Below are 13,016 nucleotides of genomic sequence, written 5' to 3'. Positions count from 1 at the left end.
GGGTCGGTCGGAGACGGCGAGAGGCGCCCGGCGGGGCCGCTGGTGCGGGCCGCCGGGCGCCTCATGGTGTCGCTGGTGCCGCGAGGTCAGTCGGTGATCTCGCAGATGGGGGCGCCGGAGGTGATGGAGGCGCCGACGGCGGCTTCGAGGCCCTTGACGGTGCCGTCCTTGTGGGCGTTGATCGGCTGTTCCATCTTCATGGCCTCCAGGACGACGATGAGGTCGCCCTCCTTGACCTCCTGGCCGTCCTCCACCGCGATCTTCACGATGGTGCCCTGCATCGGGGAGGCGAGGGTGGCGCCGGAGGCGACCGGGCCGGACTTGCGGGCGGCCCGGCGCTTGGGCTTGGCACCGGCGGCCAGGCCCGTGCGGGCCAGGGACATGCCCAGCGAGGAGGGCAGCGAGACCTCCAGGCGCTTGCCGCCGACCTCGACCACCACGGTCTCCCGGCCGGTGTCCTCGTCCGACTCGGCGTCGGCGGGGGCGGTGAAGGGCTTGATCTCGTTGACGAACTCGGTCTCGATCCAGCGGGTGTGGACCGTGAACGGGTCGGCGGAGCCGGTCAGCTCGGGGGCGAAGGCCGCGTCGCGGACCACCGCGCGGTGGAAGGGGATGGCGGTGGCCATGCCCTCGACCTGGAACTCGTCCAGCGCGCGGGCGGCGCGCTGGAGGGCCTCCGCGCGGGTGCGGCCGGTGACGACGAGCTTGGCGAGCAGGGAGTCCCAGGCGGGGCCGATGACCGAGCCGGCCTCCACGCCCGCGTCCAGGCGGACACCGGGACCGGTGGGCGCGTCGAAGCGGGTGACGGTGCCGGGGGCCGGCAGGAAGTTGCGGCCGGGGTCCTCGCCGTTGATGCGGAACTCGAAGGAGTGGCCGCGCAGGGCGGGGTCGTCGTAGCCGAGTTCCTCGCCGTCGGCGATGCGGAACATCTCGCGCACCAGGTCGATGCCGGCGACCTCCTCGGTGACCGGGTGCTCGACCTGGAGGCGGGTGTTGACCTCCAGGAAGGAGATCGTGCCGTCCTGGCCGACGAGGAACTCGCAGGTGCCGGCGCCCTCGTAGGAGGCCTCCTTGAGGATGGCCTTGGAGGCGCGGTACAGCTCGGCGACCTGCTGGTCCGACAGGAACGGGGCGGGGGCTTCCTCGACCAGCTTCTGGTGGCGGCGCTGAAGCGAGCAGTCACGGGTGGAGACGACGACGACATTGCCGTGCTTGTCGGCCAGGCACTGGGTCTCGACGTGGCGGGGCCGGTCGAGGTAGCGCTCGACGAAGCACTCGCCGCGGCCGAAGGCGGCCACCGCCTCGCGGACCGCCGAGTCGTACAGCTCGGGGACCTCTTCGAGGGTGCGGGCGACCTTGAGGCCGCGGCCGCCGCCGCCGAAGGCGGCCTTGATCGCGATCGGCAGGCCGTGCTCCTCGGCGAACGCGACCACCTCGTCGGCGCCGGACACCGGGTCGGAGGTGCCGGCCACCAGGGGCGCGCCGGCGCGCTGGGCGATGTGACGGGCGGCGACCTTGTCGCCGAGGTCGCGGATGGCCTGCGGCGGCGGGCCGATCCAGATCAGGTCGGCGTCCAGGACGGCCTGGGCGAACTCGGCGTTCTCCGAGAGGAAGCCGTAGCCGGGGTGGACGGCGTCAGCGCCGGATTCCTTCGCCGCCTTGAGGACCTTGTCGATGTCCAGGTAGCTGGTCGCCGGGGTGTCACCGCCCAGGGCGAACGCCTCATCCGCGGCGCGGACATGCAGAGCGTCCCGGTCCGGGTCCGCGTAGACGGCCACGCTCGCGATCCCGGCGTCCCGGCAGGCCCGGGCCACGCGGACAGCGATTTCGCCACGGTTGGCGATGAGCACCTTGCGCACGATTGAGGCTCCCTCCTTGAAACAAGCCGAGTTTAGGGACTGCCGACACGACACTTCGACCCGTCCCCAATGGTGAGCTTGCCCACACGGAGCGTGATCCGAGGCCCGCTCGACCGGCGAAACCCCTTGTCGCACCTCGGTACGCAGGGCTCCTCCGGCAAACCCTAGCCCTCCGATGTGGTCAAGGTCTCTGTGAATGCGTGCTGCGGGCCACTTCGTTTCTTTGTGGAGTCCCTACGAATGGCCCAATGAATCTTTGCCGGGCCCCGGACCCTTGTCCTGTGGTTTACCGGTTAGTAGCGTTCCCGAGAGGTGGACTGTACTGGCGGTAACAGGGCCGGCTCCCCCGTGAGCCGAGGTCGGAAGTGGGTGGGACCGGTGGTGCGCAGACCGGTGGCGTGGATCGTGGCCGTCGTGCTCTTCGCCGAGGCGCTCGGCTTCGCGGCACTGAACTGGATCCTCGGGGTGGTCGTCCACCGGCAGCGGATGTCGCTGGCCGGCCTGGACTCGAACATGATGGCGAACGCCTCGAAGGCCGGCGGCATCCTCGTCGGGCTGTACTTCGCCCTGTGCGCACTGGTCGCCCTGCTGGTCGCGGTGCGGGGCCGCCGCCCGGCCGGGTTCGGCCGCGTCCTGCTGATCAGCGCGGCGGTGGTGCACGGGCTGCTGGCGGCGTTCACCAAGGGGCTGGTGGGCTGGCCGGCGTTCCTCTTCATGATCGTCGTCATGGGGCTCATCGTGCTGCTCCTGATGACGTACGACGCCCAGGAGGAGACGCGCGACGCCGCGCCGGGGGCCGGCGCGGGGCCGGACGGACCGCACGGCGGCGGCACCGGGCCGGTCAAGGGCCCGGGCCCGGGACACGGCGGCGAGGGTGCCCACGGGGGCCCGGCGCCGGTCGTCCCGCCGGCCGAGCCCGGTACGCCCTGACCGGCCGAGCCCGGCCCATCCTGACCGGTCGCCGGTCCGTGTTCAGGCGTTGCCGGCCGGGGCCCACAAGTCGGTGATGGCGACGCCCAGTTCGGCCAGCAGGCGGCGGACCAGGGGCATGCTGATGCCGATCACATTGCCGTGGTCGCCGTCGATGCCGTCGATGAACGGGGCCGAGCGGCCGTCCAGGGTGAAGGCGCCGGCTACGTACAGCGGCTCGCCGGAGGCGACGTAGGCGGCGATCTCCGCGTCCGTGGGCTCGCCGAAGTGGACCACGGTGGAGGCGGTGGCCGCGACATGGCGGCCGCTCGCCGTGTCCCAGACGCAGTGCCCGGTCTGCAGGGTCCCGGCCCGGCCGCGCATCGCCTTCCAGCGGGCGGTGGCCTCCTCGGCGTCGGCGGGCTTGCCCAGCGCCCGGCCGTCGAGGTCGAGCACCGAGTCGCAGCCGATCACCAGGGCGCCCTTGACCTCCGGCCGGGCCGCCACCACGGACGCCTTCGCCTCGGCGAGCGCGAGTGCCAGCTCGGCGGGGGTGGGCGCGGAGACCGCGTCCTCGTCGACCCCGCTGACGATCACCTCGGGATCGAGCCCGGCCTGCCGGAGCAGCCCGAGCCGGGCGGGGGACTGGGAGGCGAGCACGAGACGGCGGCGCGGCTGATCGGTCATGCGGTTCAGCGTATCGGCGCGGGGCCGGCGCGGCTCACCGCAGCCCGATCACGGCCATCGCGACCACCATCGCCAGCGCCATGAAGAGGCCCAGCCGCCGCAACATGTCCTGCATGTCGCGCAGTTCCTTCGGCGGCTCGTTCTCGGGGTCGGACCACAGCATGCCTCGATGGTCCGGCGGCGGGCGGGTCCGGCGCCTGAGTACGCGTACTCAAGTTGCCGGACCCGCCCGCCGGCCCGGTCTGCCCGGCCGGTGCGTACGGCCGGTGTGTACGGCCGGTCAGCCGGGCCAGTACGTGCGGGCCCACGCCGCCGGTCCCGGGCGCGGGACGCGGTGGGCGGCGACGCGGGACGGGTCGGACCACGCGTCGCGCGGGCCGGGCGCGCCGGGCGGCGGGGCGGTCGCCGCCGCGGCGCGGACGCGGACCACCGCCAGGGCGGCGGCCAGCTCCTCCGGGGTGGGATTGCCTCGTACGACCTTGATGTTCATGACCGCTCCAGAGTCAGCGGGGCCGGCGGTGACAGCGGGGCCGCAGGGCCCTACAGGGGGATGTTGCCGTGCTTCTTCGGGGGCAGTGATTCCCGCTTGGAACGCAGTTGACGCAGGCCGCGGACGAGGTGGGCGCGGGTGTCGGACGGCATGATCACGGCGTCGACGTAACCGCGTTCGGCGGCGACGTACGGGTTGAGGAGGGTGTCCTCGTACTCCCGGATGAGGCGGGCGCGGACGGCCTCGGTGTCCTCGCTGCCCGCCTCCGCCTCGGCCAGGGTGCGGCGGTGCAGGATGTTGACCGCGCCCTGGGCGCCCATCACCGCGATCTGGGCCGTCGGCCAGGCGAGGTTGAGGTCGGCGCCGAGGTGCTTGGAGCCCATGACGTCGTAGGCGCCGCCGAAGGCCTTGCGGGTGATGACGGTGATCAGCGGGACGGTGGCCTCGGCGTAGGCGTAGATGAGCTTGGCGCCGCGGCGGATGATGCCGTCGTGCTCCTGGCCGACGCCGGGCAGGAAGCCGGGGACGTCCACGAAGGTGATCACCGGGATGTTGAAGGCGTCGCAGGTGCGCACGAAGCGGGCCGCCTTCTCGCTGGCCGTGATGTCGAGGCAGCCGGCGAACTGGAGGGGATGGTTGGCGACGATGCCGACGGGGCGGCCCTCGATACGGCCGTAGCCGGTGAGGATGTTGGGCGCGAACAGCGCCTGCGTCTCGAAGAACTCCGCGTCGTCGAGGACGTGTTCGATGACGGTGTGCATGTCGTAGGGCTGGTTCGCGGAGTCCGGGACCAGGGTGTCCAGCTCGCGGTCCTCGGCGGTGACGGCGAGGTCGGCCTCTTCGGGATAGGCGGGGGGCTCGCTGAGGTTGTTGGACGGCAGGTACGACAGCAGCTGCTTGACGTAGTCGATGGCGTCCTTCTCGTCGGAGGCCATGTGGTGGGCGACGCCGGAGGCGGTGTTGTGGGTGCGGGCGCCGCCGAGTTCCTCGAAGCCGACGTCCTCGCCGGTGACGGTCTTGATGACGTCCGGGCCGGTGATGAACATGTGGCTGGTCCGGTCGACCATGACGGTGAAGTCCGTGATGGCGGGCGAGTAGACCGCGCCGCCGGCGCACGGGCCGACGACCAGGGAGATCTGCGGGATGACCCCGGAGGCATGGGTGTTGCGGCGGAAGATCTCGCCGTAGGCGCCCAGCGAGGCGACGCCCTCCTGGATGCGGGCGCCGCCGGAGTCGTTGATGCCGATGACGGGGCAGCCGGTCTTCAGGGCGAAGTCCATGACCTTGGCGATCTTCTGGCCGTAGACCTCGCCCAGCGCCCCGCCGAAGACGGTGAAGTCCTGCGAGAAGACGGCGACCGGGCGGCCGTCGACGGTGCCGTAGCCGGTGACGACGCCGTCGCCGTAAGGGCGGTTGGCGTCCAGGCCGAAGTGGGTGGAGCGGTGCCGGGCGAACTCGTCCAGCTCGACGAAGGAGTCGTCGTCCAGGAGGAGTGCGATGCGCTCGCGGGCGGTGAGCTTGCCCTTGGCGTGCTGCTTCTCGACGGCGCGCTCCGAGCCGGCGTGCGTCGCTTCCTCGATACGCCGCCGAAGATCCGCGAGTTTGCCCGCGGTCGTGTGGATGTCGGTCTCGTGGCGCTCTTCCGGCTCGGACATCGGGATCGCGGCTCCCTGCCTGCTCAAAAGGGGGGACGGTTACTCATCCGTAGAGTAGTGGGGGGTCCATCGATCGGCAGTGCGGTGTTTCCCACACCTAGGGTGGGTTGCATGACGCCGCGAGATGCAGCAGACGACAGCTCCGACAACCACGGCACGCCCGCGGCCGGCGGCCGCTGGTCCGACCTCGAACGACCGCCCCTGAACCCCGCCTCGCTGCGGCGCGGCCTGGTCCGTGAGGGGGGCCTGTGGTCCGAGGTCGACGTGGTGCAGCGCACCGGCTCCACCAACGCCGATCTCGTGGCCCGCGCCGAGGCGGGCGAGGCGGCCGAGGGCGCGGTCCTGGTCGCCGAGGAGCAGACCGCCGCGCGCGGCAGGCTGGACCGCCGCTGGACCGCGCCCGCCCGCTCCGGCCTCTTCTTCTCGGTGCTGCTGAGGCCGGCCGCGGTGCCGGTGGCCCGCTGGGGCTGGCTGCCGCTGCTGACCGGGGTCGCCGTCGCCACCGGCCTGTCCCGCGCCGCGGGCGTCGACACCGCCCTCAAGTGGCCGAACGACCTGCTGGTCACCGTGGGCGGCGAGGAGCGCAAGGCCGGCGGCATCCTGGCCGAGCGGGCCGGCGAGGGCGGTGTGGTCATCGGCGTGGGGATCAACGTCTCGCTGCGCGCGGACGAGCTGCCGGTGCCGCAGGCCGGGTCGCTGGCCCTGGCCGACGCGGTGAGCACCGACCGCGATCCGCTGCTGCGGGCCGTGCTGCGCGCGCTGGAGGAGTGGTACGGGCGGTGGCGCGACGCCGGCGGCGACCCGGCCGCCTGCGGGCTGCAGGAGGCGTACGCGGCGGGCTGCGCGACCCTGGGGCGGCGGGTGCGCGCGGAGCTGCCGGGCGACCGCGAGGTGGTCGGCGAGGCGGTCGCGCTGGACGGCGACGGCCGGCTGGTCCTCGCCACGGAGCACGGCGTGCAGGAGCCGGTGGGCGCCGGGGACATCGTCCACCTGCGTCCGGCCCGCGACTGACGGCCCAGCTCAGGCACCCCACCCGGCCGGGCCTCACGGAGTGAGCTGGCGCACATCTGCCGTAGAGTTGAGGCCGGTCGATACCTGACCGTGACAGATCGGAAGGGCAGCAGGCGTGACCGTCGACGACACGGGCTCCGGCGCGGACGACGCGGACGGCCGGGTGGACCCTCCCCCACTGTCGCCCTCGTTCCCGCGGGCGGACGCGGACCCCGAGGCCGCCGACACCGGCGAGGACCCGCTCGCGCTGCGGCTCGAACAGCTCATCCTGGGCGCGGAGCGGCGCTACACGCCCTTCCAGGCGGCCCGCAGCGCCGGTGTCTCCATGGAGCTGGCCTCCCGCTTCTGGCGGGCCATGGGCTTCGCCGACATAGGCCAGGCCAGGGCGCTGACGGAGGCCGACGTGCTGGCCCTGCGCCGGCTCGCCGGCCTGGTCGAGGCGGGGCTGCTCAGCGAGGCCATGGCCGTGCAGGTGGCCCGGTCCACCGGGCAGACCACCGCCCGGCTGGCCGAATGGCAGATCGATTCCTTCCTGGAGGGGCTGACCGAGCCGCCCGAGCCGGGCATGACGCGCACCGAGGTGACGTACCCGATCGTCGAGCTGCTCCTGCCCGAGCTGGAGGAGTTCCTGGTCTACGTCTGGCGGCGGCAGCTCGCCGCCTCGGCCGGGCGGGTCGTGCAGGTCGCCGACGACGAGGAGATGGTCGACCGGCGGCTGGCCGTCGGCTTCGCCGACCTCGTCGGCTTCACCCGGCTGACCCGCCGGATGGAGGAGGAGGAACTGGGCGAGCTGGTCGAGGCGTTCGAGACGACCGCCGCCGATCTGGTGGCCGCGCGCGGCGGCCGGCTGATCAAGACGCTCGGCGACGAGGTGCTGTACGCGGCCGACGACGCGGGCACCGCCGCCGACATCGCGCTGCGGCTGGTCGAGACCATGGAGAACGACGAGACGATGCCCGAGCTGCGGGTCGGGATGGCGTTCGGCACGGTGACCACCCGGATGGGCGATGTCTTCGGCACGACCGTCAACCTGGCCTCCCGGCTCACCTCCATAGCCCCGCGCGACGCGGTGCTCGTCGACAGCGCCTTCGCCGAGGAACTGATCCGCACGGGCGACTCCCCGGCCTCCGAGGCCGCGGCGGCGGAAGCGGCGGCCGCCGCCGAGAAGGAGGGCGAGGAGCCGCCGACGTACCGCTTCGCCCTCCAGCCGACCTGGCAGCGCCCGGTGCGCGGACTGGGCGTGGTCGAGCCCTGGCTGCTCGCCCGGCGCGACGGCGGGGGGCGCTGAGCGGGGGCCGGGCGGTGACCTCGCTGGTGTCTCGGGGCGGTTCGGCCGGTGACCTCGCTGGTGTCTCGGGGCGGTTCGGCCGGTGACCTCGCTGGTGACTCGGGGGGCGGATCGGCTGGTGCCTCGGGGGCCGGTTCGGCTGGTGTCTCGGCCGGTGTCTCGGCCGACTCGGTAGGTGCGGGGTCGGCGGGGGGTCAGCCGAGGCCGACGCAGAGGCCGATGATCGGTAGGCACAGGTCGCCGCCGCCGGAGGAACCCCCTGCCGGGGGTTTCGGCGGGTGCGTGGGTTTCGGTGGTGCCGGGGTGCTCCGGCTCGGAGCCGGGTGCGGGGGCGGGGCGGGGGCTGTGGTGGCGGAGCCGCCGGTGGGCGCCCCGGGCGCCGGGGGCTCCGAGGGTGCGGGGGGCGCCGGGGGCGCGGGGTGAGCCGGTCGGCCCGGTCCGGCCGGCGGGTCGGGGGCTTGGGGGATCGTCGTCGGGACGGCCGCCGGGCCGCTCGTGGAGTCCGGGAGCGCGGCGGGCGGTGAGGCCGCCGCGCCCGAGGGCGCGGGGGCGCCGGGCGCGCCCATCGGAACGGTGGACGACGGGAGGGCGGTCGGGCGGCCGGTGCCGGGGGCGAGGACGCCGCCCGAAGGACTGCCTCCGCCGGCGGAGGCCATGCCCCTGCCCGCGTGGGGCTCCGCCTCCGCCGTGCCCAGGCCGCCGCCCGCGTACTCGGGGGCCAGCCGTACGAGGCTCAGCGCACCGGCGGCCAGCACGAGCCCACCGGCGGCGAGCAGCGCCCTGCGCCGCCGGGGCCGCCGGTGCCGCCCGCGCGGACGCGGACTCCGGGGGGCGGGGGCCTCCTGGGTCGGGGGCTCGTGAGCGTCCCGGCAGTCCTCGGCACCGCCAGGCACGTCGCCCTCGGCGTCGGCTATGCCGTCCCTGTCCCCGTCCCTGTCCCCGTTCCCGTCCCCGTCCTGCCCTGTCGTGGTGGTGGTCGTGTCCGTGGTCATCGCGGTTCCTCCCCATGCGCTCGCGCCCCCGGTGCGCTGTGGCGGAGGCACGTTATGCGGCGGCGCGCGGTGTTCGGGCGGGTCGGACGGAATGTCACTCGAACGGGGTGCCGGGGCTCGACAACGGGAACTCCGGGAACGCCGGGAACTCCTTTCCCGCGTCGACGGGAGCGGCTATCTTGTTAACCCTCGTTAACTGGGAGGGTGTGTCATGACCGAGGAGCGGTTCGGAGAGTTCGTGCTGGTACGGCGGCACGAGTACGTCGCGGAGCTGGTCCTCGACCGCCCCAAGGCCATGAACGCGGTGTCGACGCAGATGGCCCGGTCGATCGCCGGGGCGTGCGCGGTGCTCGCCGCCGACCCGGACGCGCGCGTGGTCGTCCTGACCTCCTCGCACGAGCGGGCGTTCTGCGTCGGGGCGGACCTCAAGGAGCGCAACACCTTCAGCGACGCCGACCTGCTGCGGCAGCGGCCCGTCGCGCGCGGCGCGTACACCGGCGTACTGGAGCTGCCGATGCCGACGATCGCCGCGGTGCACGGTTTCGCGCTCGGCGGCGGCTTCGAGCTGGCCCTGTCCTGCGATGTGATCGTGGCCGACCGTACGGCCGTGGTGGGGCTGCCGGAGGTGTCGGTGGGCGTGATCCCCGGCGGTGGCGGCACACAGCTGCTGCCGCGCCGGGTGGGTGCGGCGAAGGCGGCCGAGCTGATCTTCACCGCGCGGCGCCTGGAGGCGGCCGAGGCGCACGGGCTGGGGCTCGTGGACCGGCTGGCCGAGGAGGGCCAGGACCGTGCGGACGCCCTGGAGCTGGCCGCCCGGATGGCGGCGAACTCACCGGTCGGGCTGCGCGCGGCGAAGCGGGCGCTGCGGCTGGGACACGGCCTGGACCTGCGGGCCGGACTGGAGATCGAGGACGCTGCCTGGCGCTCGGTGGCGTTCTCCGGTGACCGCGCGGAGGGCGTCGCGGCCTTCAACGAGAAGCGCGCGCCGCGCTGGCCGGGGGAGTGAGCGAGGGCGCGGTCTCCACGCGGGGGCGGTGACTCGCCCGTCGCGGTTCCGCACCGCCCCAGCCTGAGCCTGACCGGGGCGCGGGTGTCGGCCTCGTACCCCCGCCACCCCGCCCCCGCCACCCACTCTCAGCCCCTCCGATGTCCCGGTTCCCGTGAAACATCCATAGCCTGGGGTGATGGGTGAGAACAGGCGGCTGGACGCAGTCGTGGCCTTGGCGCAGGGGATGGCCGCGGCGCACACCCCGCGGGAGTCGTGGCGGGCGGCGGCGCTCGGGGCGTGCCGGGCGCTGGAGGGCGGCTTCGCCGCGCTGTCGGTGTGGGAGCGCGAGCGCGGCCGGCTGCGGGTGCTGGCGAACGTGGGGGACCGCGCTCCCGAGGAGGAGGAGTTCCCGGAGGGCGAGACGTACCCGGTGCACCAGTTCCCGGAGATCACCGAGTTCCTGCACGAGCGGTGGGCCTCGGGCGGTGAGCCGGACGCCTGGGTGGAGACGGCCGAGGGGCCGGCCGCGGGTGAGCCGGGCTACTGCCACCAGCGGGTGGCGGCGCTGCGCCGGCGCGGCCGCGGCTGCTGCGTGGTCGCGCCGATCGTGCAGCACGGCCGCGCCTGGGGCGAGCTGTACGTGGCCCGCTCGGCCGAGGACCCGCTCTTCGGCCGCGCCGACGCCGACTTCGCCACCGTCCTGGCCGCCGTGGTGGCCGCCGGGCTCGCGCAGACGGAACGGCTGGAGGAGGCCCGCAGGCTGGCGTTCACCGACGCGCTCACCGGGCTCGCCAACCGCCGGGCCGTCGACGCGCGGCTCGACGAGGCGATCGAGCGGCACCGCGCGGAAGGAGTCGTCGTCAGCCTGGTGGTCTGCGATCTCAACGGGCTCAAACGGGTCAACGACACCCTCGGCCACGCGGTCGGCGACCGTCTGCTGGAACGTTTCGGTTCGGTGCTGTCGCTGTGCGGGGCGATGGTGCCGGGCGCGCTGGTCGCCCGGCTGGGCGGGGACGAGTTCTGCCTGCTGGCGGTGGGTCCGACCGCCGACGACGTGGTCAAGGCGGCCGACGAGCTGTGCCGGCGGGCGGCCGAGCTGGAGCTGGGGGAGGGCGTCGCCTGCGGAGTGGTGTCCACCGAGGACCTGATCGGGCCGGTGCTCTCGGCCCGGCGGCTGTTCCGGCTCGCCGACGCCGCGCAGTACCGTGCGAAGGCGCTGCGCGCGGACCGTCCGGTGGTGGCCGGCCGGGAGGGTGCCCAGGACCCGGTGGTCCGCCTCGCCGACGAGTCCTCGCCCGCGCCCCGGGGCCCGGCCGAGCGGCGCCGCTTCCGGGGACGCCGGCTGTGAGGCGGGCGTCACGCGCCGGGTAAGGGTCACTCCTCGCACCCACTAGTGACATCGCCGCATTCACTGCGTACGCTCCTGAATATGGATATGCACACTGTGGTGGTGGGGACGTCCGGCGTCACCGCGTCCGACGTTCTCGCCGTGGCCCGCGGCGGCGCACGGGTCGAACTCTCCGGCGAGGCGGTGGCGGCCCTCGCGGCGGCCCGGGAGATCGTGGACGCGCTGGCGGCCAAGCCGGAGCCGGTCTACGGCGTCAGCACCGGCTTCGGCGCCCTGGCGACCCGGCACATCAGCCCCGAGCTGCGCGCCCAGCTCCAGCGCAACATCGTCCGCTCGCACGCCGCAGGGCTCGGCCCCCGGGTCGAGCGCGAGGTCGTACGGGCCCTGATGTTCCTGCGGCTGAAGACCGTCTGCTCGGGACACACCGGGGTCCGCCCCGAGGTCGCGCGGACCATGGCCGACGTCCTCAACGCGGGCATCACCCCGGTCGTGCACGAGTACGGCTCCCTGGGCTGCTCCGGCGACCTGGCCCCGCTCTCCCACTGCGCCCTCACCCTCATGGGCGAAGGGGACGCCGAGGGCCCCGACGGGACCGTGCGCCCGGCCGGCGAACTGCTCGCCGAGCACGGCATCCAGCCCGTCGAGCTGCGCGAGAAGGAGGGCCTGGCCCTGCTCAACGGCACCGACGGCATGCTCGGCATGCTGATCATGGCCCTCGCCGACCTCGACACCCTCTACACCTCCGCCGACATCACCGCCGCCCTCTCCCTGGAGGCGCTGCTCGGCACGGACAGGGTCCTCGCCCCCGAGCTGCACGCCATCCGCCCGCACCCGGGCCAGGCCGCGTCCGCCGCCAACATGCTCGCCGTGCTGAAGGGCTCCCAGCTCACCGGGCACCACCAGGACGACGCGCCGCGCGTGCAGGACGCCTACTCGGTGCGCTGCGCCCCGCAGGTGGCCGGCGCGGGCCGTGACACCCTCGCGCACGCCCGGCTGGTCGCCGAGCGCGAGCTGGCCGCCGCCGTCGACAACCCGGTGGTGCTGCCTGGGGGCACCTCCCAGGCTTTCGGCTCTGGGGGAGGCCGGGTGGAGTCCAACGGCAACTTCCACGGCGCCCCGGTCGCCTATGTCCTGGACTTCCTCGCCGTGGCCGCCGCCGACCTCGGCTCCATCGCCGAGCGCCGCACCGACCGGCTGCTCGACAAGAACCGCAGCCACGGCCTGCCGCCGTTCCTCGCCGACGACGCCGGTGTGGACTCCGGTCTGATGATCGCCCAGTACACGCAGGCGGCGCTGGTCAGCGAGCTGAAGCGGCTGGCCGTGCCCGCCTCCGCGGACTCCATCCCGTCCTCCGCGATGCAGGAGGACCATGTCTCCATGGGCTGGTCGGCGGCGCGCAAGCTGCGCACCGCCGTGGACAACCTGGCCCGGGTCATCGCGATCGAGCTGTACGCCGCCGCGCGCGCCGTGGAACTGCGCGAGGGCCTGGCCCCGGCCCCGGCGAGCCGCGCGGTCATCGACGCCGCCCGGGAGGCGGGCGTGGGCGGTCCCGGCCCGGACCGCTTCCTGGCGCCGGACCTCGCCGCCGCCGACACCTTCGTGCGCGGCGGCCGGCTGGTCGCGGCGGCCGAGACGGTCACCGGCCCGCTGCGGTGAGGTGAACCGGAACGCGCAGCGGGGCCCCGCCGTACTCGGGCGGATTCTTGGGGTCCTCGCAACACCTGATGGCTTATGTGGCCGTCAGTAGATCACGCAGGCGCTCGGCTGGTGTTTTCCAGCCGAGCGTTTT

12 protein-coding genes are annotated in these 13,016 nt (G+C 74.0%); 6 read left to right on the top strand and 6 right to left on the bottom strand.

The annotated features are described in order from the left end of the window. Window positions 1-86: 86 nt before the first annotated feature. Window positions 87-1,859 carry a biotin carboxylase N-terminal domain-containing protein gene (locus ABZ858_RS21700; protein WP_361380880.1) on the bottom strand — a complete coding sequence of 591 codons (1,773 nt, stop codon included), beginning with the start codon at window positions 1,857-1,859 and terminating at the stop codon, window positions 87-89. Window positions 1,860-2,237: 378 nt separating this feature from the next. On the opposite strand from ABZ858_RS21700, the gene ABZ858_RS21695 reads away from it, so the two are divergent. Next, complete coding sequence (locus tag ABZ858_RS21695) at window positions 2,238-2,789, top strand: hypothetical protein (RefSeq protein WP_361380877.1); 552 nt, start codon at window positions 2,238-2,240, stop codon at window positions 2,787-2,789. A 42-nt stretch (window positions 2,790-2,831) separates the two neighbouring features. Here ABZ858_RS21695 and ABZ858_RS21690 read toward each other — a convergent pair whose 3' ends face one another. The 4 genes from ABZ858_RS21690 to ABZ858_RS21675 all read right to left on the bottom strand — a co-directional run bounded on the left by ABZ858_RS21690 (window position 2,832) and on the right by ABZ858_RS21675 (window position 5,600). After that, window positions 2,832-3,455: a nucleoside triphosphate pyrophosphatase gene (locus tag ABZ858_RS21690; RefSeq protein ID WP_361380874.1), complete on the bottom strand. Its 624-nt coding sequence runs from the start codon at window positions 3,453-3,455 to the stop codon at window positions 2,832-2,834. A 34-nt stretch (window positions 3,456-3,489) separates the two neighbouring features. Continuing rightward, window positions 3,490-3,618, bottom strand: a complete 129-nt coding sequence (locus ABZ858_RS21685) for a hypothetical protein (protein ID WP_361380871.1) — start codon at window positions 3,616-3,618, stop codon at window positions 3,490-3,492. A 117-nt stretch (window positions 3,619-3,735) separates the two neighbouring features. Next, entirely contained in the window at window positions 3,736-3,945 is a 210-nt protein-coding gene (locus ABZ858_RS21680; RefSeq protein WP_361380868.1) for an acyl-CoA carboxylase epsilon subunit, read from the bottom strand. A gap of 50 nt (window positions 3,946-3,995) precedes the next feature. Beyond that, window positions 3,996-5,600, bottom strand: coding sequence for an acyl-CoA carboxylase subunit beta (locus ABZ858_RS21675; protein WP_361380865.1), 1,605 nt, complete (start codon window positions 5,598-5,600; stop codon window positions 3,996-3,998). Between the two features lie 111 nt (window positions 5,601-5,711). Between ABZ858_RS21675 and ABZ858_RS21670 the strand changes: the two genes are divergently transcribed. Both ABZ858_RS21670 and ABZ858_RS21665 read left to right on the top strand, forming a co-directional pair. Further along, the gene (locus ABZ858_RS21670) at window positions 5,712-6,611 is read left to right on the top strand and encodes a biotin--[acetyl-CoA-carboxylase] ligase (protein WP_361380862.1); all 900 of its coding nucleotides are present in this window, start codon (window positions 5,712-5,714) and stop codon (window positions 6,609-6,611) included. A gap of 115 nt (window positions 6,612-6,726) precedes the next feature. Continuing rightward, complete coding sequence (locus ABZ858_RS21665) at window positions 6,727-7,899, top strand: adenylate/guanylate cyclase domain-containing protein (RefSeq protein WP_361380859.1); 1,173 nt, start codon at window positions 6,727-6,729, stop codon at window positions 7,897-7,899. Window positions 7,900-8,093: 194 nt separating this feature from the next. Here ABZ858_RS21665 and ABZ858_RS21660 read toward each other — a convergent pair whose 3' ends face one another. Continuing rightward, window positions 8,094-8,891: a hypothetical protein gene (locus ABZ858_RS21660; protein ID WP_361380856.1), complete on the bottom strand. Its 798-nt coding sequence runs from the start codon at window positions 8,889-8,891 to the stop codon at window positions 8,094-8,096. Window positions 8,892-9,102: 211 nt separating this feature from the next. On the opposite strand from ABZ858_RS21660, the gene ABZ858_RS21655 reads away from it, so the two are divergent. The 3 genes from ABZ858_RS21655 (at window position 9,103) to hutH (ending at window position 12,883) form a co-directional block, all read left to right on the top strand. Continuing rightward, window positions 9,103-9,897, top strand: coding sequence for an enoyl-CoA hydratase-related protein (locus tag ABZ858_RS21655; protein WP_361380854.1), 795 nt, complete (start codon window positions 9,103-9,105; stop codon window positions 9,895-9,897). Between the two features lie 178 nt (window positions 9,898-10,075). After that, on the top strand, window positions 10,076-11,227 hold the full coding sequence (locus ABZ858_RS21650; protein ID WP_361380851.1) for a GGDEF domain-containing protein: 1,152 nt from the start codon (window positions 10,076-10,078) through the stop codon (window positions 11,225-11,227). An 87-nt stretch (window positions 11,228-11,314) separates the two neighbouring features. Beyond that, the gene (gene hutH / locus ABZ858_RS21645) at window positions 11,315-12,883 is read left to right on the top strand and encodes a histidine ammonia-lyase (RefSeq protein ID WP_361381491.1); all 1,569 of its coding nucleotides are present in this window, start codon (window positions 11,315-11,317) and stop codon (window positions 12,881-12,883) included. Window positions 12,884-13,016 lie beyond the last annotated feature (133 nt).

Source organism: Streptomyces sp. NPDC047017 (assembly GCF_040644175.1).
Lineage (GTDB): Bacteria > Actinomycetota > Actinomycetes > Streptomycetales > Streptomycetaceae > Streptomyces.
The sequence above is the reverse complement of the archived record's forward strand: the minus strand, read 5'-3'. Positions and strand labels throughout refer to the sequence as shown.

Excerpts from the sequence above, each read along its gene's own strand:
- ABZ858_RS21685 (WP_361380871.1), bottom strand. The coding sequence starts at position 3,618 with ATGCTGTGGTCCGACCCCGAGAACGAGCCGCCGAAGGAACTGCGCGAC.
- ABZ858_RS21680 (WP_361380868.1), bottom strand. The coding sequence starts at position 3,945 with ATGAACATCAAGGTCGTACGAGGCAATCCCACCCCGGAGGAGCTGGCC.
- ABZ858_RS21670 (WP_361380862.1), top strand. The coding sequence starts at position 5,712 with ATGACGCCGCGAGATGCAGCAGACGACAGCTCCGACAACCACGGCACG.
- ABZ858_RS21690 (WP_361380874.1), bottom strand. The coding sequence starts at position 3,455 with ATGACCGATCAGCCGCGCCGCCGTCTCGTGCTCGCCTCCCAGTCCCCC.
- ABZ858_RS21675 (WP_361380865.1), bottom strand. The coding sequence starts at position 5,600 with ATGTCCGAGCCGGAAGAGCGCCACGAGACCGACATCCACACGACCGCG.
- hutH (WP_361381491.1), top strand. The coding sequence starts at position 11,315 with ATGCACACTGTGGTGGTGGGGACGTCCGGCGTCACCGCGTCCGACGTT.
- ABZ858_RS21660 (WP_361380856.1), bottom strand. The coding sequence starts at position 8,891 with ATGACCACGGACACGACCACCACCACGACAGGGCAGGACGGGGACGGG.
- ABZ858_RS21650 (WP_361380851.1), top strand. The coding sequence starts at position 10,076 with ATGGGTGAGAACAGGCGGCTGGACGCAGTCGTGGCCTTGGCGCAGGGG.
- ABZ858_RS21655 (WP_361380854.1), top strand. The coding sequence starts at position 9,103 with ATGACCGAGGAGCGGTTCGGAGAGTTCGTGCTGGTACGGCGGCACGAG.